22 protein-coding genes are annotated in these 22354 nt (G+C 68.4%); 8 read left to right on the top strand and 14 right to left on the bottom strand.

The features are described from left to right. Positions 1-3: 3 nt before the first annotated feature. A complete protein-coding gene (locus G6N34_RS02215; RefSeq protein ID WP_085155299.1) occupies positions 4-468 on the bottom strand; it encodes a PTS sugar transporter subunit IIA in 465 nt (154 codons plus the stop codon). A gap of 88 nt (positions 469-556) precedes the next feature. Between G6N34_RS02215 and G6N34_RS02210 the strand changes: the two genes are divergently transcribed. After that, entirely contained in the window at positions 557-2092 is a 1536-nt protein-coding gene (locus G6N34_RS02210) for a PTS transporter subunit EIIC (RefSeq protein ID WP_085155301.1), read from the top strand. A gap of 139 nt (positions 2093-2231) precedes the next feature. Here G6N34_RS02210 and G6N34_RS02205 read toward each other — a convergent pair whose 3' ends face one another. After that, on the bottom strand, positions 2232-2918 hold the full coding sequence (locus G6N34_RS02205) for a GAF and ANTAR domain-containing protein (RefSeq protein ID WP_407663201.1): 687 nt from the start codon (positions 2916-2918) through the stop codon (positions 2232-2234). Positions 2919-3126: 208 nt separating this feature from the next. Here G6N34_RS02205 and G6N34_RS02200 point away from each other — a divergent pair, with 208 nt between their 5' ends. The 3 genes from G6N34_RS02200 to G6N34_RS02190 all read left to right on the top strand — a co-directional run bounded on the left by G6N34_RS02200 (position 3127) and on the right by G6N34_RS02190 (position 6781). Then, the gene (locus G6N34_RS02200; protein ID WP_085155303.1) at positions 3127-4341 is read left to right on the top strand and encodes an acetyl-CoA acetyltransferase; all 1215 of its coding nucleotides are present in this window, start codon (positions 3127-3129) and stop codon (positions 4339-4341) included. Position 4342: 1 nt separating this feature from the next. Next, positions 4343-5860, top strand: coding sequence for a carotenoid oxygenase family protein (locus G6N34_RS02195; RefSeq protein WP_085155305.1), 1518 nt, complete (start codon positions 4343-4345; stop codon positions 5858-5860). Between the two features lie 63 nt (positions 5861-5923). Beyond that, complete coding sequence (locus tag G6N34_RS02190; RefSeq protein ID WP_085155457.1) at positions 5924-6781, top strand: winged helix-turn-helix transcriptional regulator; 858 nt, start codon at positions 5924-5926, stop codon at positions 6779-6781. Here G6N34_RS02190 and G6N34_RS02185 read toward each other — a convergent pair. Genes G6N34_RS02185 through G6N34_RS02175 form a run of 3 tightly spaced genes read right to left on the bottom strand, consistent with a single transcriptional unit; the run spans position 6778 to position 9364 of the window. Further along, entirely contained in the window at positions 6778-7380 is a 603-nt protein-coding gene (locus G6N34_RS02185) for a GNAT family N-acetyltransferase (protein ID WP_085155306.1), read from the bottom strand. The genes G6N34_RS02190 and G6N34_RS02185 overlap by 4 nt on opposite strands. Next, a complete protein-coding gene (locus G6N34_RS02180; RefSeq protein WP_085155308.1) occupies positions 7377-7805 on the bottom strand; it encodes a hypothetical protein in 429 nt (142 codons plus the stop codon). Before G6N34_RS02180 ends, G6N34_RS02185 begins: the two co-directional genes overlap by 4 nt. Continuing rightward, a complete protein-coding gene (locus G6N34_RS02175; protein WP_085155310.1) occupies positions 7802-9364 on the bottom strand; it encodes an ABC-F family ATP-binding cassette domain-containing protein in 1563 nt (520 codons plus the stop codon). The genes G6N34_RS02180 and G6N34_RS02175 overlap by 4 nt, the downstream gene beginning before the upstream one ends. 144 nt (positions 9365-9508) lie before the next feature. On the opposite strand from G6N34_RS02175, the gene G6N34_RS02170 reads away from it, so the two are divergent. Continuing rightward, positions 9509-9946: a cupin domain-containing protein gene (locus G6N34_RS02170; RefSeq protein ID WP_085155312.1), complete on the top strand. Its 438-nt coding sequence runs from the start codon at positions 9509-9511 to the stop codon at positions 9944-9946. On the opposite strand, the gene G6N34_RS02165 is transcribed toward G6N34_RS02170, so the two are convergent. Then, positions 9943-10326, bottom strand: coding sequence for a phage holin family protein (locus G6N34_RS02165; RefSeq protein ID WP_085155314.1), 384 nt, complete (start codon positions 10324-10326; stop codon positions 9943-9945). The genes G6N34_RS02170 and G6N34_RS02165 overlap by 4 nt on opposite strands. 23 nt (positions 10327-10349) lie before the next feature. Next, positions 10350-11186, bottom strand: a complete 837-nt coding sequence (locus G6N34_RS02160; RefSeq protein WP_163645293.1) for a phosphoketolase family protein — start codon at positions 11184-11186, stop codon at positions 10350-10352. Between the two features lie 164 nt (positions 11187-11350). On the opposite strand from G6N34_RS02160, the gene G6N34_RS02155 reads away from it, so the two are divergent. Both G6N34_RS02155 and G6N34_RS02150 read left to right on the top strand, forming a co-directional pair. Further along, positions 11351-12001, top strand: coding sequence for a response regulator transcription factor (locus G6N34_RS02155; protein ID WP_085155318.1), 651 nt, complete (start codon positions 11351-11353; stop codon positions 11999-12001). After that, entirely contained in the window at positions 11994-13568 is a 1575-nt protein-coding gene (locus G6N34_RS02150; protein WP_234813066.1) for a sensor histidine kinase, read from the top strand. The genes G6N34_RS02155 and G6N34_RS02150 overlap by 8 nt, the downstream gene beginning before the upstream one ends. A 105-nt stretch (positions 13569-13673) precedes the next feature. On the opposite strand, the gene G6N34_RS02145 is transcribed toward G6N34_RS02150, so the two are convergent. From G6N34_RS02145 to G6N34_RS02115, 7 genes are all read right to left on the bottom strand, one after another. After that, entirely contained in the window at positions 13674-14111 is a 438-nt protein-coding gene (locus G6N34_RS02145) for a type II toxin-antitoxin system Rv0910 family toxin (RefSeq protein ID WP_085155320.1), read from the bottom strand. 12 nt (positions 14112-14123) lie between these two features. Further along, positions 14124-14324 (bottom strand): antitoxin, encoded by a 201-nt coding sequence (locus G6N34_RS02140; protein WP_085155322.1) that lies wholly within the window; start codon positions 14322-14324, stop codon positions 14124-14126. Positions 14325-14376: 52 nt separating this feature from the next. Continuing rightward, positions 14377-16773 (bottom strand): cation-translocating P-type ATPase, encoded by a 2397-nt coding sequence (locus G6N34_RS02135; RefSeq protein WP_085155323.1) that lies wholly within the window; start codon positions 16771-16773, stop codon positions 14377-14379. Then, positions 16770-18338 (bottom strand): serine hydrolase, encoded by a 1569-nt coding sequence (locus tag G6N34_RS02130; RefSeq protein ID WP_085155325.1) that lies wholly within the window; start codon positions 18336-18338, stop codon positions 16770-16772. Before G6N34_RS02130 ends, G6N34_RS02135 begins: the two co-directional genes overlap by 4 nt. Before the next feature lie 88 nt (positions 18339-18426). Next, positions 18427-19548, bottom strand: a complete 1122-nt coding sequence (locus G6N34_RS02125) for an MBL fold metallo-hydrolase (protein WP_085155326.1) — start codon at positions 19546-19548, stop codon at positions 18427-18429. Further along, on the bottom strand, positions 19548-20282 hold the full coding sequence (locus G6N34_RS02120; RefSeq protein WP_085155328.1) for an enoyl-CoA hydratase: 735 nt from the start codon (positions 20280-20282) through the stop codon (positions 19548-19550). The genes G6N34_RS02125 and G6N34_RS02120 overlap by 1 nt, the downstream gene beginning before the upstream one ends. A 9-nt stretch (positions 20283-20291) precedes the next feature. Beyond that, positions 20292-20606 carry a hypothetical protein gene (locus tag G6N34_RS02115; RefSeq protein ID WP_234813067.1) on the bottom strand — a complete coding sequence of 105 codons (315 nt, stop codon included), beginning with the start codon at positions 20604-20606 and terminating at the stop codon, positions 20292-20294. 273 nt (positions 20607-20879) lie between these two features. Here G6N34_RS02115 and G6N34_RS02110 point away from each other — a divergent pair, with 273 nt between their 5' ends. After that, positions 20880-22352 carry a carboxyl transferase domain-containing protein gene (locus G6N34_RS02110; RefSeq protein ID WP_085155330.1) on the top strand — a complete coding sequence of 491 codons (1473 nt, stop codon included), beginning with the start codon at positions 20880-20882 and terminating at the stop codon, positions 22350-22352. Positions 22353-22354: the final 2 nt, after the last annotated feature.

The following is a 22354-nucleotide window of genomic DNA, read 5'->3' as shown; positions in this document are numbered from 1 at the left end:
GCCTCACCTCTCCGCGGTGAACAGGGTCTGGTGCGGTGTCACCGATTCCCCCGCGCCGACCGCGACATCGATGTTGGTGGGCTCCCGCTCGTCCATGATGACAACGGGTACAACGGGATTCATACCCGCGGCGGCGACGGACGGGACGTCGTAGGTGGTGATGGCCTGCCCGGCGGTGACGGTGTCACCCTGCGTGGCGTGCGTGGTGAAGCCCGCACCCTCCAGACGCACGGTGTCCAGGCCCAGGTGGACCAGCACCCCGACTCCGTCGCCGGTGAGAATCACGTAGGCGTGCGGCATCAGCTTGAGCAGCGTCCCACCGACCGGTGCGACCGCGTCGACCACCTCATGCGGCGGATCAATCGCGGCCCCGTACCCGACCATGCCCTGGGAGAACACCGGATCGGCGACGTCACGCAGCGCCACCACCTTCCCCGCGACCGCGGCGAGCACCGGCGTCCTGCTCATGGGCCACCCCTTTGTCTGATCCCCTGCCTCAGGATATGCACTCGGGCTAGGGTTGGCGCGCAAGACTGCGAAAGAAAGGTCACTCGACATGAGCGACACCGTCAAATCGCAAGGGGCGTCGAAGAAATCGGGTCTACACATTCCCGGTTTCGCAGTGCTGCAGAGGCTCGGCAAGAGCCTGATGCTGCCCATCGCAGTGCTGCCCGCGGCGGGCATCCTGCTGCGCCTCGGGCAGGACGACCTGCTGGGCCGCATCGACACGCCCGTCATCGGGCCGTTCTTCGACGCCATGAGCGCTGCCGGCGGCGCGCTGTTCACGAATCTTCCGCTGCTGTTCGCCGTCGGCGTCGCCATCGGATTCGCAAGGAAGGCAGACGGTTCCACGGCGCTGGCCGCCGTCGTCGGCTACCTGGTGATGGAAGCGGTCTTCACCACCATGTCCCCGATTGTGCTGGCCGGTGAGGTCGACAAGGCCGGCGATCAGGCGATGATCAACTACAGCGTGTTCGGCGGCATCGTGATCGGCCTGGTGACCGCAGCGCTGTTCGACCGGTACCACACCATCGAACTGCCCTCCTACCTCGGCTTCTTCGGCGGCCGCAGGTTCGTGCCCATCGCGGTGTCCCTGGCGTCGCTGTTCATCGCGTTCGTGATGAGCTACTGCTACCCGTTGTTCGACATGCTCCTCACCGGATTGGGTTCCTTCATCGGCGGGGCCGGCGCGTTGGGCGCGTTCGTCTACGGCTTCGCCAACCGCATGCTGATCCCGATGGGCCTGCACCACATCCTCAACTCGTACGTGTGGTTCATCTACGGCGACTACCAGGCACCCGACGGGTCCGCGGTCACCGGCGAACTCACCCGATTCGCCTCCGGTGACCCGACCGCAGGCCTGCTGACCTCGGGCTTCTACCCGATCCTGATGTTCGGCCTGCCCGCCGCGGCGCTGGCGATGATCCAGGTGGCCAACCGGCGACAGCGCAAGCTCGCGGTCGGCATCCTGTCGGCGGCCGCCCTGACGGCCTTCCTGACGGGCGTGACCGAACCCCTCGAGTTCGCGTTCATGTTCGTGGCGTTCCCGCTCTACGTGATTCACGCTCTGCTGACCGGACTGTCACTTGCCATCGCGTATCTGCTCGACATCCACCTCGGCTTCTCGTTCTCCGCCGGACTCATCGACCTGCTGCTGTACGGCACCGCGCCCGCCGCCAAGAACATCCCCCTGCTGATCGCGATGGGCGCGGTGTTCTTCGTCGTCTATTACCTGATCTTCCGGTTCGCGATCACGCGGTGGAATCTGCGCACCCCCGGCCGTGAACCCGACGCCGAGTTCGAGGCGCAGCAGCGGGCCAATCTCGGCGACGGCGGCGAGTCCGCGACCGCGGTGGTCGCCGACAGCAGGGCCGAGCAGGTGATCGCGGCCTTTGGCGGGCGGGAGAACCTGGTCAACGTCGACGCCTGCATCACGCGCCTGCGGATGGAGGTGGCCGACCCCACCAAGGTGGATCAGGACCGGTTGAAGGCGCTGGGCGCTGCGGGCGTCATCGAGGTGGGCAACAACGTGCAGGCCGTGTTCGGCACGCAGGCCGAGGCGTTGAAGAACGAGATCACCGACGCGCTCTGAGATCTGCGCGCGAGATTGCCCGCGAGATTGCCGTGAGGGTCGTGGAACGCCACGGAGCACAGCCCTGAAGGCAATCTCGGCGGTGCCGGAGACGCGTCGGCGGTGACGGCGGTGCCGGAGACGCGTCAGCGGTGACGGCTCAGCTCGCCCTGGTGTCGATGACCTGCTGCGCGATCTCGACAAGCTTGACGTTGGCCGACTGCGACAACTGCCGCAGCATCTCGAACGCCCGCACCGAGTCGACGTTGAACCGCTCCATGATGATGCCCTTGGCCTGACCGATGACATCTCGGCTGCTCAGTGCCGACTGAAGCTGTTCGCCCTGCCTGCTGGCGATGATCGCGGCCGCGGCATGGGCCGCGAACACCTGGCCGACCGCTTCGTCCTCGCTGGTGAAGGCATGCGGTCGCGAACTGAAGATGTTCAGCGCACCAGCGTTGCGCTGGCTGGTGTAGAGCTTGAACGACAGACCGCTGCGCAGACCGCGCTTGACCATCTCGGCGGAGTACCGGGGCCAACGCTGCTCGTCGGCGAAATCGTCGGTGCGGACGATGAGTTCATCGACGGCGGCCTCGACGCAGGGCCCCTCGTCGTAGGACACCTGCAGGGCGTCCAACTCGTACATCAGATCCGACGTGGCGGCCTGCGTCTCGTACTTGCCGGCCTTGGTGAACAGCAGGCAGCCCGCGATCTCGGCACCCGGGATCATCTCGAGCACGGTGTTAGTGACGTTCAACAGCACCTCGTCGACGCCGAGAGGCACCGCCAGGTCACGGGCCAGCGTCGCCATCCGGCCGGCCAGTTCATCGCTCGAGTCGCTCCCCACAGCACAGAACTCTTACACAAACCGCGAACCCAGGTATCGACGTTTGCCATTCATACGAGTGGGCATGCCGACAGAACGTGGGTGTCCAGGTCGACCTGGGCACCCACCAGGTTCCGCCGGTTCAGACCGAGTGCCGGCGGGGCCGAACCCCCGGGGGATCCGGCACACCCCTAGAGTCACTCTGTTAGTTGTAGTACCGTCGCACCGCATGACGGGTGTGTGGGTACTCGGCGGGTACCAGAGCGACTTCGCCAGAAACCTCAGTCGCGAAGGCGTCGACTTCGCCGGACTGACCTCCGAGATCGTCGAGCACACGCTGCAGCGATCACGAGTGGACGCCGCCGACATCGAGGTCATCCACGTCGCGAATGCGTTCGGCGAGATGTTCGCGAGCCAGGGCCACCTCGGCGCGATGCCAGCCACCGTGCACGACGACCTGTGGGGCCTGCCCGCGACCCGGCACGAGGCCGCCTGCGCCTCGGGCAGCGTCGCGACCCTCGCAGCCATCGCCGATCTGCGGGCAGGCAACTACGGCATCGCTCTGGTCGTGGGCGTCGAGTTGGAGAAGACCGTGCCGGGCGACGTGGGCGCGGCGAATCTCGGTGCGGCCGCCTGGACCGGGCACGAGGGCCAGGACTGCAGCTACATGTGGCCGTACATGTTCAGCCTGGTCGCCGACGAGTACGACCGCCGCTATGGCCTCGATGAGCAGCACCTGCGCGCGATCGCCACGCTCAACTTCGCCAATGCGCGCAATAACCCGCTGGCTCAGACGCGGGACTGGGTGGTCCCCGACCCGATCACCGCCGATGACGTCAACAACCCCGTCACCGAGGGCCGGATCCGGCGCCTGGACTGCAGCCAGATGACCGACGGCGGCGCCGGCATCGTCCTTGTCACCGACGCCTGGCTGCGCGACCACCCGTCGGCCCGTCCGATGGCCCGCATCGAAGGGTGGGGGCATCGCACCGTCGGCCTTGGGCTTCAGCAGAAGCTCACGCGCTCGGCCGACGATCCCCACGTGCTTCCGCATGTGCGCGACGCGGTGCAGGACGCGCTGACCCGCGCCCGTGTCACCCTTGACGACCTCGGCGGCTTCGAGGTGCACGACTGCTTCACGCCCAGCGAGTACCTGGCGATCGACCACATCGGCCTGACCGGACCCGGTGAATCCTGGAAGGCGATCGAGAGCGGCGAGATCGAGATCGGCGGACGACTGCCGATCAACCCCAGCGGCGGACTGATCGGCGGCGGACACCCCGTGGGCGCGACCGGTATCCGCATGCTGCTGGACGCGAGCCGCCAGGTCAGCGGCACGGCGGGTGACTACCAAGTCGAAGACGCCAGCAGTTTCGCGACCCTGAACATCGGCGGCAGCACCGCCACGACCGTGAGTTTCGTAGTGTCCCAAGGAGAGAACTGAGATGAACACCGATGTGATCGGCAAGCTTCTGTCGACACTGCCCGAGGACGACGATCACCCGTACCGCGCCGGGCCGTGGCGACCGCAGAACACCGAGTGGCAGGCCGACGATCTGACGGTGCTCGAGGGTGAGATCCCCCGCGACCTCGACGGCGTGTACCTGCGCAACACCGAGAACCCCCTGCATCCTTCGCTGACCTTCTACCACCCGTTCGACGGTGACGGGATGCTGCACGTGGTGGGCTTCCGCGACGGGAAGGCGTTCTACCGCAACCGGTTCGTGCGCACCGATGGGTTCCTCGAAGAGAACGAGGCCGGCGGCGCACTGTGGCCGGGCGTTGCCGAGCCCATCCAGGCCGCCAAGCGCGACTATGGTTGGGGCGCAAGGACTCTGATGAAGGATGCCTCCAGCACCGACGTCGTCGTGCACCGCGGCGTCGCGCTCACCAGTTTCTGGCAGTGCGGCGACCTGTACCGGCTGAACCCGTACACAGCCGAGACGCTGGGCAAGGAGGAATGGAACGGCGGGTTCCCCTCAGACTGGGGCGTGTCGGCGCACCCCAAGGTCGACGATCGCACCGGTGAACTGCTGTACTTCAGCTACTCCAAGCAGGCGCCCTACCTGCGCTACGGCGTGGTCGACGAGACCAACACCGTGGTGCACACCGCCGACATCGAACTGCCCGGCCCACGCCTGCCGCACGACATGGCGTTCACCGAGAACTACGCCATCTTCAACGACTTCCCGCTGTTCTGGGATCCCAAGCTGTTGGAGGCCAACATCCACCTGCCGGGCTTCCACCCCGACATGCCGTCGCGGTTCGCCGTGGTGCCGCGCCGCGGCGGGGCGGGGGACGTCAAGTGGTTCGAGGCCGACCCGACGTTCGTGCTGCACTTCACCAACGCCTACGAGGACGGCGACGAGATCGTGCTCGACGGGTTCTTCGAGGACGATCCGGCCCCGGTGGACGTCGACACCGACGACAAGTGGCAGAAGATGTTCCGGTTCCTGGCGCTCGACCGTCTGCAGACCCGACTGCACCGGTGGCGATTCAACCTGGTCACGGGCGAGACCCGCGAGGAGCGACTGACCGACTCGATCAGCGAGTTCGGCATGATCAACGGCGCCCACACCGGCCGCGACTACCGCTACGCGTGGGCCGCCACCGGCAAGCCGGGTTGGTTCCTGTTCGACGGCCTGATGCGACATGACCTGAAAACCGGTGCCGAGGAACGTTTCTCGTTCGGTGAGGGCGTGTACGGCAGCGAAACCGCGATGGCGCCGCGAGTCGGCTCGGCCGCCGAGGACGACGGCTACCTGGTCACCATCACCACCGACATGAACACCGACGCCTCCTACTGCCTGGTGTTCGACGCCGCACGCGTGGCCGACGGTCCGGTGTGCAAGCTGGCGCTGCCCGAACGGGTCTCCAGCGGAACGCATTCGACGTGGGTGGCCGGCGGCGAACTGCGCCGGTGGCGCACCGACGACTCCGCGGCCGCGGCGATCGGTATGTGAGTGAGCACGCTGGGCCACGTCCGCACCGAACTCGAGGCGGGTGCGCCCAACGCCGTCAGTCGCATGCTCGGACTGCTCGGCGACGAGTGGAATCTGCTGATCGTGCAGCAGTCGCTGCTGGGCGCGACGCGGTTCGGCGAGTACCTGGCCAGGCTGCCGATCTCGAACGCGGTGCTGACCACGCGACTGCGGGGCTTGACCGGCGAGGCGATGCTCGAACAGCGTGAGTACCAGGTGAATCCGCCGCGCACCGAGTACCTGCTAACGCCGCGTGGGCGCGCCCTGTGGCCCATGATGCTGCTGATCTGGGACTGGGAGCGGCGCTGGGTGCCCGACCACGTCGCCCAGTTGCCAGCCATGCGGCACGACACGTGCGGGGCGCTGTTCACGCCGCTGCTGACGTGTGGCGCGTGCACCGCACCCAGCACCGACACCGACGTCAAGTTGCGGTGGGGACCGAGTGGTTCCTGGGAGCGGTCCACGCCCATCACCGTCACGCGCCGCAGGGGCGGTGCGACGGGACCGCCGGGCCTGTATCCGGAGACCATGAGCGTGTTCGGGAACCGGTGGTCGGCGGCCATCCTCATCGCAGCCTTTTTGGGGGCCAGCCGATTCGGTGACTTCCAAAGACAATTGGGCGCACCACCGGCGTCCGTCTCGGCCCGTCTGCGCGCCTTCGTCGCCAACGGTGTGCTGTCGGGGTCGGACGAGTACCTGCTGACGGATAAGGGCCGGGCGTTCTTCGGCGTGCTCGTCACGGCGCTGGAGTGGGGTCAGCACTGGTTCCACGCACCGGAGGGGCCCGCGGTGGTGCTGACGCACCGGGCCTGCGGTGAGCGGTTCACCGCGCGGGTGGCCTGCGATCAGTGCGCGAAAGCGCTGTCGGGTGACGACGTGCTGGTCGAGACCGTCACGACCTAGTCGCTGTGGCGGTCCAGGCGGAACTGCAGGTTGTTGCGCGCCGCGGGCCACTCGATGTCCAGAATCGAATACACCACGGTGTCGCGGCGCGACCCGTCGGCCAGCAGTTGATGACTGCGCAGGATGCCATCCTGTTTGGCGCCGAGTCGCTCGATGGCTGCGCGGCTGGTCCGGTTGAAGAAGTGGGTGCGGAATTCGACTGCCACACAGTCCAACTGCTCGAAGGCGTGCCGCAGCATCAGGAGCTTGGTCTCGGCGTTCACCCCGGTGCGGCGGGCCGAACCCGAGTACCACGTGGCGCCGATCTCGAGCCTGCGGTTGGGCGGGTCGACGTTGAGATAGCTCGACGAGCCTACGAGAGCGCCGTCCGACAGCCGACGCACCACGAAGGTCAGGCCGTGCCCGTCGGCCTGCAGGTCGAGCATGCGCTGCACCCATGCGTCGGCGGTGCGCTCGCCGGGGGCCGCGGTGAACCACAGGCTGCCGCTGTCACCGTCGGCCGCGGCCGTCGCGATCTCCGGGACGTGGTCGGTGAGCAGCGGCTCCAACGACACCCACCGCTGCCCCTGCAGGCGGACCGGTTCGACGAACCGCGTCACCGTCGACGCCCGGCCGACAGGGCCTGGATCAGGGTCCAGACCGAAAACCCCACCGCGGCAACGGCACTGCACAGACCGATGTAGAACCCGTAGCCGGCGACCACATCGCCCCCGACGAACAGGTGGTGGTAGAGCACCGTCAACGCCGTCACGGCCACCGAAATCGCGAGGGCGACAACGGCCGCCCACTTCTGGGACAGCCCCCGCGCGGCCATCGCGGCCGCGACCGCCAGGGTCGAGGTCAACAGCACGATCAGCTGCCCCACCCCGAACCTCGGCGGCAGGTCCAGGCTGCCGACGGCACCGCCGATGGCGCTCACACGACCGCCGCCGTTGGCCGACGTCGTGAGCCACGGCAGCCAGACACTGACGGCGAGCACGCCCGCGCACAGCGCCACCAGCCACCCGGGACGGATACGGATCATGGTTCGACCCTATCCGTTTCACGGATCCGCCCGGCCTCCGACATCTCCCAGAGTCGATCGATGCCGAGGCGCGCCAGGAACGCGTCGTCGTGGCTGACCACCAGCAGGGCGCCGCGGTAGGCGGTGAGCGCGTCGACCAACTGATCGACGCTGGTGACGTCGAGATTGTTGGTCGGCTCGTCGAGGATCACCAGCTGCGACGGCGGTTCGGCCAAAAGCAGCCGGGCCAACGCCACCCGGAACCGCTCCCCTCCAGACAGCCCTCCCACCGTGCGGTGCACGCTGTCACCGCGCAGCAGGAACCGGGCCAGTTGGCCCCGGATGGTCTCGGCATCGATGTCGGGCGCCGCGGACCACACCGTCTCAAGAACGGTCGCCGCGTCGTCAAGCCCGTCGAGTCGCTGCGGCAGAAAGCCCACCCGGTCGGTGCGCAGGGCGTCCGAGCGCATGAGATCTTCGAGGAACGTCGTCTTGCCGACACCGTTGGGACCGATGAGCGCGATGCGCTCGGGACCCGTGACGTACAGCGTGCCGTCGCCGCCCTCGACCGCGGCCAACTGCCGGCCCGCGGGAAGTTGCGGATCCGGCAGTTCGACCCGGATGTGCTCGTCGATCCGCACCCGGGCCGAGGCGTCGTCGGCGGCCTGCCGGGCGGCCTGCAACCGGTCGTCGTGACCGCTGCGCAGCCTGCCCGCCGACACCTGCGCCGCCGATGCGCGCATGTTCGCGACGATCCGCGGCACGCTGTCGCGGGTGCGCTGCGCCGTCCGAAGCCGGCGGGCCAGTGTGGTCTCGGCTTCGACCCTGTGACGCTTCTCCACCTTGACCGCCTGTTCGGCGGTGCGCGCGGCCTGCACGGCCGCGTCCTGCTCGGCCTGCAGGTGCGCGCGCCACTGTTGGTACGGCCCGCCGAACACCGTCAGCCGGCCGGCATGGATGTCGGCGGTGTTCGACAGCTGGTCCAGCAGCGTCGTGTCGTGGCTGACCACGATCACGACGCCCGGCCACCGCTCGACCATCGCGTACACCGCAGCGCGGGCCGCGCGGTCGAGGTTGTTGGTGGGCTCGTCGAGCAGCGTCACCGCGGTGCGCCGCAACCGGACTCCTGCAAGCGCGACCAGCATCGCCTCCCCACCCGACATCTCCCCTACCCGGCGGTCCAGAGTCACTGAGCCCACACCGATCTCGTCCAGCAGCGCACGGGCCCGGGCTTCGACGTCCCAGTCGTCGCCCACGGTGTCGAACAGCACCTCGGCGGTCTGTCCGGCCTCGATCGCCCGCAGCGCAGCAAGGAGTTTCGAGATACCGAGCAGGTCGGCGGCGGTGTCCTCGACGTGCAATGTCAGGTTCTGGTGCAGGTATCCGACGTCGCCGTCGATCCCGATGCTGCCCGAGGTGGGGGTGAGGTCGCCGGCGATCAGACGCAGCAGCGTCGACTTACCCGAACCGTTGTCACCGACGAGGCCCGTGGCGCCAGGGCCGAACGTGCCGGTGATCCCGTGCAGTGCGACGGCCCCGTCGGGCCAGGTGAAGCCGAGTTCAGTGAGAATGACGGACATGTTGCCTCCAGGCGTTTCAGCGAACGGAATGCGCTGAACCTGAAGAGGCTCTCAGCGCGCGGTCGGAGCCTTGGAGTCATCCACGCCGGCCACGGTAGCCGCGGTTGTGACCCGGCGGCAACCGGTTTTCTCTACGCTGTGGCGATGACTGAACTCCCGGATTGGGCGCAGGACCTCGGACTGGGACCCCACCCCGAAGGGGGTTGGTACCGGGAGACATGGCGCAGCGATCTGACCATCCCGCCGACCGCGCTGCCCACGGACTACACCGGAGGGCGCAGTGCGGGCACCGCAATCCTGTTCCTGCTGATGCCTGGGCAGCAGTCAGCCTGGCACACGGTGCGCAGCGCGGAACTCTGGTTCTTCCATCGCGGGGGGCCGTTGGTGCTCGAGATCGGGCCCGAAAAGGACAGTGCGACAGAGATTCTGCTCGGAAGCGACCTCGCGGCGGGTGAGAGCCCGCAGGTCCTGGTGCCGCCGCGGCAGTGGCAGCGGGCACGACCGGCGGGCAACGAACCCGTGCTGGTGAGTTGTGTCGTGGTGCCGGGCTTCGACTTCGCCGACTTCACGATGCACGGTTAGGCGGCGGACGCCTTCTTCTTCTTGAGCACCAACGCCGGCAGCAGCAGCGTCGCAATGGCCGTCACCACCCACACCACGACGGTGCCGGCGACCCAGGATCCGATGCCCCGGATGGTCAGCCCGTCGGTCAAGACCGACGCCAGGATCAGCGCCGCCAGCGTGGACACCAGGCCGATGCCGCCCAGGAACGCCGACGCGTACCGGCTGGCCATCTTCAGGAAGAACGGCGCCAGGATCGCCTGTGCGACCGCGAAGATCAGGACCGCGACCAGGAATCCGGACAGGTGCACTTCCACTCCGGGCACCAGCCAGTTCGCGACCAGCAGCCCGATCGTCGACGACCCGAGGAACACCAGGGCGTGCAGCAGCAGACGAATCACGTGCTGAGCCTAGGCCATTGACCTCACCATTCGGCGCTCATCCGCAGATCTCCGGACGGCGCGGCCTGCGCGATCTCAGGGATCGGACGGCCGTCGGCGTCAAACCAGTTCGCGGCGACCTCATCGGATTCCGCGGCGGGTGGCCAGCTGGCGGGCAGGCGCAACACCAGCATCGGCCAGTGCGCCTGCGGTTGTGCGTCGCCCGCCGCCGCGGCGGCCGTGAGCGCGGCGATCTCGTCGAGGGCCACATACAGCGCCGCGGCGAAGCACCGGTGCAGTTCGGCCGAGTGCGCGCCGTGCGAGATGCAGCCCACCTCACCGATCTCGATCGGCTCCCAACCCCGCGGCCGGAACACGCGGCGCAGTTCGTCGCGATCCATCGTCGGCCGGTACAGGATCGGCAGCACCGCACCGTCACGGGTCGGGTCGTGCAGCGCGCGGATCGGCCAGGCCGACACCGCCTCGTCCTCTCCGACCATCGCCGCGACGGTCAGGCCGGGCTCCCCGAGCACCGCGCCGATCGCGTGGGCCAGCGTGAAGTTGTGACCGCAGGAATCCGCCGCGGCCTTGCACAGGCGGCCGGGGGTCGTCGTCCCCTCCATCTGCGCGACGGCGGCCAGGGCCGGCGCCGCCTCGGTCACTCCGAGGATGAAGCGGATCCGCTCGTCACGGCGCACGATCATCCGATTCAGGTGCGCGTAGGTGAGCGTGGCGGCCGCCACCGCTGGCCGACTTCCCCCGGGAAGCCGGTGCGCCAGGTGGGTGGCGGCCCGCCACCACGCATCCACCCGGCCGAGGGTGGTGCGAGTCTCCGGCAGGCTCATCCGGAAGCGGTCCTGCAACGCGCTCGTGTCTGTCATGGCGATCCCTTCGATCACTGCCTGCCGTGTCGTGTTCGACCCTGCTCCGACGAGGCGCCCGACAGCAGATGGGCAGGTCCCCAACCGGCGCGCCGACATGCCCCGAGATCCGGGACCAAAGTCCCCCGGCCGACGGCGGCACGCACTGGCACTAATCTGGGTCGGTGATCTCGGTTTTTCTGGTCGACGACCACGAGGTGGTTCGGCGCGGCCTCGTCGATCTGCTCAGCGGCGACCCCGACCTGACGGTGGTCGGTGAAGCCGGGTCGGTGGCCGAGGCGAAGTCGCGGATCCCGGCGGCCCGCCCGGACGTCGCGGTCCTCGACGTGCGCCTGCCCGACGGCAACGGCATCGACCTGTGCCGCGACCTGCTCGCCGCGCACGACGAACTGCGCTGCCTGATCCTGACGTCGTTCACCGACGAGCAGTCGATGCTCGACGCGATCCTGGCCGGCGCCAGCGGTTACGTCGTCAAGGACATCCGCGGAATGGAGCTTGCACAGGCCATCAAGGAGGTCGGTTCCGGAAAGTCGTTGCTGGACAACAGGGCTGCCGCCGCACTGATGTCCAAGCTGCGGGAGAACACCAAGGCCGACGACACCGAGGACGATCGCCTGCACGACCTGTCCGCCACCGAACGCACGCTGCTGGAACTGCTGGGCGAGGGCCTGACCAACCGCGAGATCGGCGAGCGGATGTTCTTGGCGGAGAAGACCGTCAAGAACTACGTGTCGCGGCTGTTGGCCAAACTCGGTATGCATCGCCGCACGCAGGCCGCGCTGCTGGCCGCCGAGCTTCGGCAGAACCGTGAGTGAGCAGTCCGACGTCCGGGTTCGTGACGGCCTGGTCGACGCGATGCTCGCGGTCACCTCGGAGTTGGACCTCGAGCAGGCCCTGCAGACCATCGTCGACACCGCGATGAACCTCGTCGGGGCTCGCTACGGCGCGCTCGGTGTCGCAGCGCCCACGGGGTCGGAACACCTGCTCGAGCGGTTCCTCTACGAAGGCATCGACGACGCCACGCGGCACCGAATCGGCCCCCTGCCGTCGGGCAAGGGCGTGCTGGGCCTGCTGTTCAGCACCACCGAACCCGTCCGGATCCCCGACCTTTCCCAGCACCCGGCGGCCGTGGGTTTTCCGCCGCACCATCCCCCGATGCACAGCTTTCTGGGCGTACCGGTCCGCATCCGCGAGCAGGTGTTCGGCAACCTGTACCTGACCGAGAAGACCGGGGCGGCCGAGTTCACCGCGGACGACGAGGTGTTGGTGCAGGCCCTGGCGGCCGCCGCGGGCATCGCGATCGAGAACGCCCGGCTGTATCAGTCCGCGCGCACCCGCCAGGAGTGGATCGAAGCCACCCGCGACATCAGCACCAACCTGCTGGCCGGTGATGAGCCCGCGCAGGTGCACCGCCAGATCGTCGACGAGGCGCTCAACCTGATCCATGGTTCGTACAGCGCGCTGTTGGTGCCCGGGGATCAACCCGGGGAGTTGACCGTCACCGCGGCCACCCGCGACGACCTGCTCGGGCGCTCCGTCGACGTGGAGGACAGCGTCGTCGGGCAGGTGTTCTCCATGCAGAAACCGCTGCGCGTCAAGGCTTTCAGCGATCTCGGCGACAACGGCGGGACGGCGCTGGTGCTGCCGATGCGCGAGCCCAACGCGGTGTCGGGCGTGCTCGTGTGCGTGGCCGGCGACGGCGCCGCATGCACCGACGAGCAGCTTCCGATGATGGCCGCGTTCGCCGACCAGGCCGGGCTGGCGCTGCACCTGGCATCGGTGCAACGACGGATGCGCGAACTCGACGTGCTGTCGGACCGGGATCGCATCGCGCGCGATCTGCACGACCACGTCATCCAGCGGCTTTTCGCGGTGGGCCTGTCGCTGCAGGGCGCCCGCACCACCGACGAGGGCACGGCGCGACGCATCTCGACCGCGCTGGACGACCTGCAGGACGTGGTGCAGGAGATCCGCACCGCGATCTTCGATCTGCACGGCGGCAGCGTGACACGGTTTCGGCAACGGCTCGAACAGGCCGTCGCCCAGATGACGGCCAATTCCCCGGTGCGGCCGAACCTACACGTCAGCGGGCCGTTGTCGGTCGTCGAGGCGACGCTGGCCGACCACGCCGAGGCCGTGGTGCGCGAGGCCGTGAGCAACGTCGTGCGGCATGCCAGCGCATCGACGGTGACCGTCACCGTCGCCGTCGACGACAACCTCACCGTCACCGTGGTCGACAACGGGGACGGGTATCCCGAGCACACCACCCCCAGCGGCCTGGCCAACCTGGCGGTGCGGGCCACCGAATGCGGCGGTGAACTTCACCTGGGCGCGACGCCGGACGGCGGGGCGCGGTTGGTGTGGCGGGTGCCGCTGCCCTGAGGTTTTGCCCGCGAGCGGCCCCTCACACGTGCGCGAGAGGCCGCTTCTGCACGGGTTGGGGCGGCGTGTTGCGTACCAACCCGCACGCTCGCGGGAAAAGAAAGGTCAGCTCGCGAAGACCTTCACGAAGTTGTTCAGCGACTCGCGGATGTCGCCCTTGAGCGCGCCCGCGACCACCATGCCGATCGGGCCGAACAGCGCCGGACCGCCCAGGTGCGTGTCGAAGGTGACCACCGACGACCCGTCGTCCGCGGGCTTGATCTTGGCGATCAGCTTGATCTTCACGCCACCGCGGCCGTCCCCGTTGAGGGTCATCGACTGCGGCGGTTTGTAGTTCACGATCGTCCACTTGACCCGGTTGGCCATGCCCTTGACCTCGACGATCGAGTCGAGCGTCGTGCCCTTCTCCAGGGTCTCGGGCAGTGGGCTGCGCCAGACCCGGTGGATGGTCAGCCACTCCTTGAAGCGGGAGAGATCCGACGCGTACTCCCACGCCTTCTCGGGTGGGAGCGGCACGTCCACGGACAGAGACAGCTTCGCCATAGGGCGATTGTGTCAGGCGGGCGGCTTGTCGTTGCCGGGGGTGTCCTTGAGCTTCTCTGCGGCGTTCTTGGCCGCGTCCTGCACCTTGTCGACGGTGGCGGAGTGTTTGCCCCCGGTCTTGTCGTCGACGAAGTCGCCGGCCTTGTCGATGGCCTGCTCAACCTTCTCGGTGTTCTTGCCGATCAGGTCCTTTGCCTTGTCCAGGAATGACATTGCCCCACCTCTCGTCACGGACAGCGTTCGTGCCCTCGGCAATTCTGGCGGCTCAGGAAGTTCGCCACAACCGCCTCGGCTCGCCCAGGATGCGGCCCTGCAGCCACCACAGCGCCTCGATGAGGCCCGCCGCCACCAGGCCGATGAGCACAGCCCTGGAGGTCACGGCCATATTCGACGGGTCGAGCATGAACCACTCACGAGCCAGCGGCAGAGAAAAAATCACGATGTAGGCCAGCGCCGAACACACCACGAGCAGCACTCGCCACCACTCGTAGGGGCGGGCCACTGTGGCCAGCACCCACCAGGCGCTGATGAGCAGTGTGATGAGCGCTCCGGTCGAGGCCTGGGTCTGCGCCACCGCCGGCGCGTACTGCCCGTCGTAGGCGGCCAGATACGAGATGAACGTCGCGACACCGACCACCAGACCCGACGGCAGCGCGGCCAGCATCACGCGCTTCACGAACCCGGTGTGGGCGCGTTCGTTATTGGGCGCCAGCGACAGGATGAACGCGGGAATGCCGATGGTGAACCAGGCCGCGATGGTCACGTGAATGGGCTGGAACGGGAACAGCAGGGGGTCGCCGCCGAACAGCTTGGACCCCAAACCCACCAAGCCGACCAGCAGTGCAAGGAACACCGAGTACACGGTCTTGGTCAGGAACAGGTTGGAGACTCGTTCGATGTTGCCGATGACGCGACGGCCCTCGCCCACCACATACGGCAGGGTGGCGAACTTGTTGTCCAACAACACGATCTGGGCCACGGCCCGCGAGGCGGCGCTGCCCGACCCCATCGCCACGCCGATGTCGGCATCCTTGAGCGCCAGCACGTCATTGACGCCGTCGCCGGTCATGGCCACGGTGTGCCCACGCGATTGCAGGGCGTGCACCATGGTGCGCTTCTGGTCCGGGCGGACTCGGCCGAAGGTCGTGTACTCCTCCAGGGTGTCGGCCAGTTCGCCGGTGTCCTCGGGCAGTCGGCGGGCGTCCATCGTCTCGCCGTGCAGACCCAGCGAACCCGCCACCGCACCCACCGACACCGCGTTGTCGCCAGAGATGACCTTGACCGAGACCTGTTGATCGGCAAAGTATTCCAGCGTTTCACGGGCGTCGGGACGGACCTTCTGCTCCAGCACGACCAGGGCGGCCGGGGTGACCATACCGGGCGCGTCGGGGGCGTCGACCGACCGGTCCGACGAGCCCAGCATGAGCACCCGCAGACCCTGCGCGCCGATGCGCTCGGCATCCTCCGCAGCCGCCGACGACGGGTCCAGCAGCACGTCGGGGGCGCCGATCACCCAGTTGCCGTGTTCGCCGTAGGACGTGCCACTCCATTTGGTGGCCGACTTGAACGGTGCCGTCGCGGTGGCGGTCCACCCGGGCGAGTCGCCGTAGGCCTCGGCGATGGCCTGCATCGAGGCGTTGGGCCGCGGGTCATCGGCGGCCAGCGCGGCCAGCACCTCCGAGACATCTTCGTCGCCAAGCTGTTTGAGCTCCGAGAGCCGCATCCCGTTCTCGGTCAGCGTGCCGGTCTTGTCCGCGCACACGACGTCGACGCGGGCGAGACCCTCGATCGCGGGCAGTTCGTTGACCAGACACTGCCTGCGCCCCAACCGAATCACGCCCACCGCGAACGCGATCGAGGTCATGAGCACCAGGCCCTCGGGGACCATCGGCACCAGTGCACCGACCATGCGCAGCACCGACTCCCGCCAACCGGCGTCGGTGGTGAAGAGTTGGGTGTAGATCGTCAGCAGACCGGCGGGCCACAGCAGGTAGGTGATGAACCGCAGGATCTTGTTGATGCCGCTGCGCAGTTCGGATTTCACGAGCGTGAACTTGCTGGCCTCTTCGGCGAGCTTGGCCGCGTAGGCCTCGCGCCCAACCTTGGTGGCGCGGTAGGCGCCGGTGCCGGCCACCACGAAACTGCCCGACATCACGGCGTCGCCGGCGTCCTTGGCGATCGGATCGGCCTCACCGGTGAGCAGGGACTCGTCGACCTCGAGGTTGGCCTCCTCCAGGATCACGCCATCAACCACGATCTGATCGCCGGGGCCGATCTCGATCACGTCGTCGAGCACAACCTCGTTGGGCGGCAGCGGGGACGTCCCGGACTGGCGGCGCACCGTCGGCTTGGCCTGCCCCACGATCGCGAGTTTGTCCAGCGTCTGCTTGGCCCGGATCTCCTGGATGATGCCGATGGCGCTGTTGGCGATGATCAGCAGTCCGAATAGGCCGTTGATGAGTGATCCGGTGGACGCGACGATCACGAACAGCACCCCGAGGATGGCGTTGATGCGCGTGAACACGTTGGCCCGGACGATCTCGGACACGCTGCGGGCGGCCCTGGTGGGCACGTCGTTGGTCTGGCCCGCGGCGACCCGAGCGGCCACCTCGGCATCGGTCAGACCCGACAGGGGTGCGACCGCCGCCGCTTCAGATGTCATCGCGTAAAGGTTCCCTTGCCCTCGGTGTCGAAGTACTCCAACGTGAGCTTGTCACCGTCGAACGTAGCCTTGGAAATGCTGCCGGGCGGTGAGTTCTCACTCACGAAACTGAAGGTGAAGACGCCCCCGTCCCAGTGGGTCAGTGGCCACGGTTCGGCGTTGGGGCCCAACGCCAGCGTCAGCACTCCGTCGCGTTCGCTGACGGTGGCCGTGCCCCAGAAGTCGTTCCGGTAGTCCCCGACGAGGTCTGCCGCCGGCGGTGCCGCGGTCGGCGCCGTCGGTCGCGGCTTACCGACCAGGGATCCGACGGGGGCGTCGATCTCCGCGAACGCGTTCTTGTAGAGCGTGCGCCAGTCCTCGCGGACCTCGCCGAACTGCACGAGGTCGGCGAACTCCGCGGTGAGCGTCTCCGGGACGCCGGTCGGGGTGGCGTTGGTCAGGGCGACGATCGCCACGTCGGCGGACGGGATGATCAGGAAGTTGGTGCCCGCGCCCAGTTCGAACGCCCCCGAATGGCTCAGTTGAGTGCGCGCGGCCGACGTGGTGCCGACGTTGAAGCCGTATCCGTAGAACCCGGTCCGCATGGCCGGCTCCGACGGCGGACCCGACACGATCTGCGGCGTCTCGGCGGGCAGCAGCGCCTCGGCCGGGATCAGTTGATCGTCGCCGTGTCGGCCGTCGGCCAGGATCAGCGCGAGCCACTTGGTCAGGTCGGTGACCGACGAACTCACCCCGCCCGCGGGTGCTTCGGGATCGGCGTCCCGCTTGTAAAGCGGCTCGTACCCGTCGTCGATGCGGATGTGCCCCAGCGCCTTGTCCTTCCGCGCTTCGAAGTCGGCGAACCGTGAACTCGTCGACGACATGCCCAGCGGCTGGTAGAGGACGTCCTCGGCCAACTGCTCCCACGGCTGGCCGGCTGCCGCGGCGACGGCCTCCCCCGCGGCGGTCAGCCCGAAGTTGGTGTAGGCGTAGGAGACCCGGAACGGCGCCAACGGCAGGTCGCGCAGGCGTTCCAGCACGTACCGACGGTCGTAGCCAAGGTCCTCGAGTTTGTCGCCCGCGTGATCGGGCAGGCCCGACCGGTGCGAGAACATGTCGCCGACCGTGACCATCTTGGTCACCGCGGGGTCGGACAACGCAAACCACGGCAGGTGGGTGACCAGCGGCGTGTCCCAGCCGACGGACCCCGCACCGACCTGCGCGGCGACGGTCGTGGCGGCCAGCGACTTCGACAGCGATGCCAGTTGGAACACCGTGTCGGACCGCACACGGTTCTCCAACTTGTCCCCGGCGTGGACATCTTTGAGTCCGAACCCCTTGGAGTACACCGTCTTGCCCTCGTGCACGACCGCGACGGCCATGCCGGGGATGCCCGAGGACTGCATCAACTCGTCGGCGATCCGGTCGAGTTGGGCGACCGCGTTGTCGACGGCCGCGGCGGGCAGTTCCATCGCCGGAACCAGTGGCGGCGGGACATCAGACAGGGTCGGAGAGGCGTCGCGTTTGGGCGACTGGCAGCCAGCCAGCAACACCACCAGTGCGGCAAGGGCCGCGGCTCGTTTCACAGACGCAAACGGTAGCCGACCGCGGGAGCGGCCACCCCGGTACGCGCTGGCTAGACCTGCTCGCCGAGGCCAGCCGCGGGCGGCGGGGTCAGATCTGCCACCACACGTCGTCGTCGGGCGGGCTGATCAGGGCCGTCGCATCCACGCGCTGTCCAGGGCGCGGCACCGCCGCAGCGACCTGCGCGTCGCGGGCCGCGATGAGCATCCGCTCGATCGGTTCGGACCACGGGTGCGGCGCAAGCCGGAAGGTGGCCCAGTGAATCGGGATGAACAGCCCACTGCCCGCGTCGGTGACGTCACGGTGGGCGCGCACCGCGTCCTCGGGGTTCATGTGGATGTCGGGCCAGCCCGGGTGGTAGGCGCCGACGGGCATGAGCGTCAGGTCGAATGGGCCGTATTCGGCGCCGATGTCGGCGAAGCTCGTGGTGTAGCCCGTGTCCCCGCCGAAGAACGCGCGGTGCCGAGGCCCGATGACGGCCCACGACGACCACAGCGTGGCGTTGCGGGTCAGGAACCGGCCCGAGAAGTGCCGCGCCGGGGTGCACACGATCTGCAGCTCACCGAGCTGCTGGGCCTGTCCCCAGTCGAGTTCGACGATGCGGTCGTGCGGGATGCCCCAGCCACGCAGGTGCACACCGATGCCCAGCGGCACGAAGAACAGCGCGTTCTGGCTGCCCGCCAGGTGCTGCGCGGTGCTGATGTCCAAGTGGTCGTAGTGGTCGTGGCTGATGATCACCGCATCAATCGCGGGCAGTGCCTCCAGCGGAGCGGGCACCGGATGCAGTCGCTGGGGGCCGACGACCTTCGACGGTGAGCAGCGTTCGCTCCACACCGGGTCGGCGAGGATGCGATACCCGTCGACCTCGATGACGGCCGACGAGTGTCCGAACCAGGTGACGGCCAGGTCGGCCGCGGGCTTTCCCGTCTCGGGCGTCACGAGCGGAATGGTGCCCTCGGGGCGCTGCGACGTGCCGCCGAACATGTCGTGGACCAGGCGCCACTGCTCCTGGCGGGTCAGTTCGACCGGCGATGCGGGTTCGAGGTTGTGGAACACACCCTCGCGGTAGTTGGGCGATCCGCCCGCCACGCCCGCGATCTCGACGGGTCCGGCGCCGAGCGCGGCCGGGGCGCCCTGCAGGGCACGCAGCACCCAGCCACCCGTCGCGAGAGCGGCGGTTCCCCCGACTACTCGGATGGCCTGGCGGAGCATCACGCGCCTACGAAGTTGGGGGGTCTCTTCTCGATGCGAGCCACCTGCGCCTCGATCACGTCTTTACTGGCCCAGGCCTTGTCGAACATCTCCTTGTGCAGCGGCGGCCAGTCCTGCGAGTAGGCGCCGTCGTCGTTGAGGACGCGCTTGGAGTGCTTCAACGACAGCGGTGCGAAGCCGGCGATCTCGGCGGCCCAGGCCTGCGCGTCCTCCAGCGTGCCGATGCGGTTGGCTAGCCCGGTCTGGTACGCCACGTCGGCCGACAGCCGCTCGGCGCCCAGCAGCATGCCGCGCGCCCGACCGTGACCCACAAGGGTGGCCAGGCGCCGGATGCTCCAGTTGTCCAATGCCAGCCCGTACTTGGCGATCGGGAACTGGAAGAAGGCGTCGGGTGCCACCACCCGCAGGTCGCTGACCATGGCCAACTGCAGGCCCGCACCGATGGCCGGGCCATTGATGGCGGCGATGACGGGGAAGGGCACCCTGTCGATCGCGAGGTTCAGCGCCAGCGCTTTGTCGGGGAAGTCGGCGGCAAACACATCGCCGGACAGGTCAGCACCGGCGCAGAACACCGTGCCCTGCCCGGTCAGGACGATGGCCCTGATGTCCTGTTCGCCGGCGTGCTGGATGGCCTCACGCAGGCCGTCCACGAGTTCGCTGTTGAGTGCGTTGCGGCGCTCCGGGCGCTGCAACTCGATCGTCATGACATGGTCGTCGCGGGTGATACCGATCATGGGCCCACCCTAGTCACGGTCGCGGAATCTGCGATGCAGCTGTTGGCGGGAGACACCCAGCACAGCGCCGATCTCGCCCCACGACAGGCCCGCCCTCCGGGCTTTGAGCACGGCCTCCTCGTAGTCCTCGCGGGCCGCCGCCAGCTTCTCCCTGGCCATACGCAGGCCGCGGACGCACGCACCGGACCAGATCTCGTGCAGGACGGGGTCCGGGGAGTCATCGATCGGTCTCGCCGCGTCGGCCAGTCGCTGCAATTCCTCGTCCGATCTCCGCCGGATTTCGAGGATGGTCGGGTCGGTCTCCCACCATGGTTTTTCGGCCATGGGGTGAGCGTGCGGTAAGCCTCCGACAGATATGGGTTCTGAGCTTCGATGTCGTGTGCAGCTGTCAACAAGTGGTGACGCGCGGCAACCGGGACACACCCACCTCTCCGCTCCTCTCCCCCACACCCCTCCTCCCCACGGCGTCACCAACTGATGACGCGGCGACCGGGGCACAGCAAGGCTCCTCGGGCGTCACCAACTGATGACGCGCGGCAACAGAGACACCCCCCGGCTCCAGTCTCAAGCCGAGAAGGCCCCGACTACCCTCGTCCCGTGAGCCGCATCAGCGCCCTCCAACTTCGCGACACGGTGCTCGACCCGGGATCCTTCGTCAGCTGGGACGCCCCGCCGATCGCGGTCTCGATGTCAGCGCAGTACGCCGACGAACTGGCGGCGGCCAGGGCCGCGACGGGACTCGACGAGTCCGTGGTCACCGGCGAGGGCACGGTGTTCGGCCGGCGCGTGGCCGTCGTGGCCTGCGAGTTCGATTTCCTGGCCGGGTCCATCGGCGTGGCCGCCGCCGAGCGCATCACCGCGGCCGTCGAACGGGCCACCGAACTGCATCTACCGCTGCTGGCGTCACCGAGTTCCGGCGGCACCCGCATGCAGGAGGGCACCGTCGCGTTCCTGCAGATGGTCAAGATCGCCGCCGCGGTCACCCTGCACAAGCGCGCCCACCTGCCCTACCTGGTCTATCTGCGCCACCCGACGACCGGCGGCGTCTTCGCGTCGTGGGGGTCACTGGGGCACATCACGATCGCCGAACCGAAGGCCCTGATCGGGTTCCTGGGCCCGCGGGTCTACGAGCACCTCTACGGGGAGCCGTTCCCGTCCGGTGTGCAGACCGCCGAGAACCTGCGCCACCACGGCGTGATCGACGGTGTCGTGCCGCTGGACGGCTTGCGCCGCACGCTGGACTGGGCGCTGAAGGTCGTCGCCGACCCTCCGGGTCCCCCGCCCACACCGCTTGCGGACGAACCGATCCCCGACGTGCCCGCCTGGGATTCCGTTGAGGCCTCGCGGCGACCCGACCGGCCCGGCGTGGGACATCTGCTGCGCCACGGCGCCACCGAGCGAGTCCTGCTGTCCGGCACCGGGGCCGGTGAGGGTGCGACGACGCTGCTGGCGCTCGCGCGCTTCGGCGGCCAACCGGTGGTCGTGCTGGGTCAGCAGCGCGTGGTCGGCGGCACGGTCGGCCCCGCCGCGCTGCGTGAGGCCCGCCGCGGGATGGCGCTGGCCGCGGGCCTGAAGCTGCCACTCGTGCTCGTCATCGACACCGCGGGCCCAGCGCTGTCGGAGGAGGCCGAAGAGGGCGGTCTGGCCGGCGAGATCGCCCGCTGCCTCTCCGAATTGGTGACCCTGGACGTCCCGACGGTCTCGGTGTTGATGGGTCAGGGCAGCGGCGGTCCCGCGCTGGCGATGGTGCCCGCCGATCGTGTGCTGGCCGCACTGCACGGCTGGCTGGCCCCACTGCCGCCGGAGGGCGCCAGTGCGATCGTCTTCCGCGACACCGCACACGCCCCGGAACTGGCTGCCGCCCAAGGCGTTCGGTCAGCGGACCTGTTGCGCAACGGCATCGTCGACGTGATCGTGCCCGAGCACCCCGACGCGGCCGATGAACCTATGGAGTTCACGAGACGCTTGGCGCAGGCGATCGGGTTCGAGGTCGCGCGCCTGTCCGACACACCGGACGCCAACCGAATGGCGGCCAGGCTGCGGCGCTACCGCCTGCTGGGACTGCCCTGACC

This window comes from Mycolicibacterium confluentis, from assembly GCF_010729895.1.
Lineage (GTDB): Bacteria > Actinomycetota > Actinomycetes > Mycobacteriales > Mycobacteriaceae > Mycobacterium > Mycobacterium confluentis.
The sequence above is the reverse complement of the archived record's forward strand: the minus strand, read 5'-3'. Positions and strand labels throughout refer to the sequence as shown.

What these genes read in the sequence shown, in the direction of transcription:
- G6N34_RS02215 (WP_085155299.1), bottom strand. Translation starts at nt 468, where the DNA reads ATGAGCAGGACGCCGGTGCTCGCCGCGGTCGCGGGGAAGGTGGTGGCG.
- G6N34_RS02210 (WP_085155301.1), top strand. Translation starts at nt 557, where the DNA reads ATGAGCGACACCGTCAAATCGCAAGGGGCGTCGAAGAAATCGGGTCTA.
- G6N34_RS02200 (WP_085155303.1), top strand. Translation starts at nt 3,127, where the DNA reads ATGACGGGTGTGTGGGTACTCGGCGGGTACCAGAGCGACTTCGCCAGA.
- G6N34_RS02195 (WP_085155305.1), top strand. Translation starts at nt 4,343, where the DNA reads ATGAACACCGATGTGATCGGCAAGCTTCTGTCGACACTGCCCGAGGAC.
- G6N34_RS02190 (WP_085155457.1), top strand. Translation starts at nt 5,924, where the DNA reads ATGCTCGGACTGCTCGGCGACGAGTGGAATCTGCTGATCGTGCAGCAG.
- G6N34_RS02180 (WP_085155308.1), bottom strand. Translation starts at nt 7,805, where the DNA reads ATGATCCGTATCCGTCCCGGGTGGCTGGTGGCGCTGTGCGCGGGCGTG.
- G6N34_RS02175 (WP_085155310.1), bottom strand. Translation starts at nt 9,364, where the DNA reads ATGTCCGTCATTCTCACTGAACTCGGCTTCACCTGGCCCGACGGGGCC.
- G6N34_RS02170 (WP_085155312.1), top strand. Translation starts at nt 9,509, where the DNA reads ATGACTGAACTCCCGGATTGGGCGCAGGACCTCGGACTGGGACCCCAC.
- G6N34_RS02160 (WP_163645293.1), bottom strand. Translation starts at nt 11,186, where the DNA reads ATGACAGACACGAGCGCGTTGCAGGACCGCTTCCGGATGAGCCTGCCG.
- G6N34_RS02145 (WP_085155320.1), bottom strand. Translation starts at nt 14,111, where the DNA reads ATGGCGAAGCTGTCTCTGTCCGTGGACGTGCCGCTCCCACCCGAGAAG.
- G6N34_RS02140 (WP_085155322.1), bottom strand. Translation starts at nt 14,324, where the DNA reads ATGTCATTCCTGGACAAGGCAAAGGACCTGATCGGCAAGAACACCGAG.
- G6N34_RS02135 (WP_085155323.1), bottom strand. Translation starts at nt 16,773, where the DNA reads ATGACATCTGAAGCGGCGGCGGTCGCACCCCTGTCGGGTCTGACCGAT.
- G6N34_RS02125 (WP_085155326.1), bottom strand. Translation starts at nt 19,548, where the DNA reads ATGCTCCGCCAGGCCATCCGAGTAGTCGGGGGAACCGCCGCTCTCGCG.
- G6N34_RS02120 (WP_085155328.1), bottom strand. Translation starts at nt 20,282, where the DNA reads ATGATCGGTATCACCCGCGACGACCATGTCATGACGATCGAGTTGCAG.
- G6N34_RS02115 (WP_234813067.1), bottom strand. Translation starts at nt 20,606, where the DNA reads ATGGCCGAAAAACCATGGTGGGAGACCGACCCGACCATCCTCGAAATC.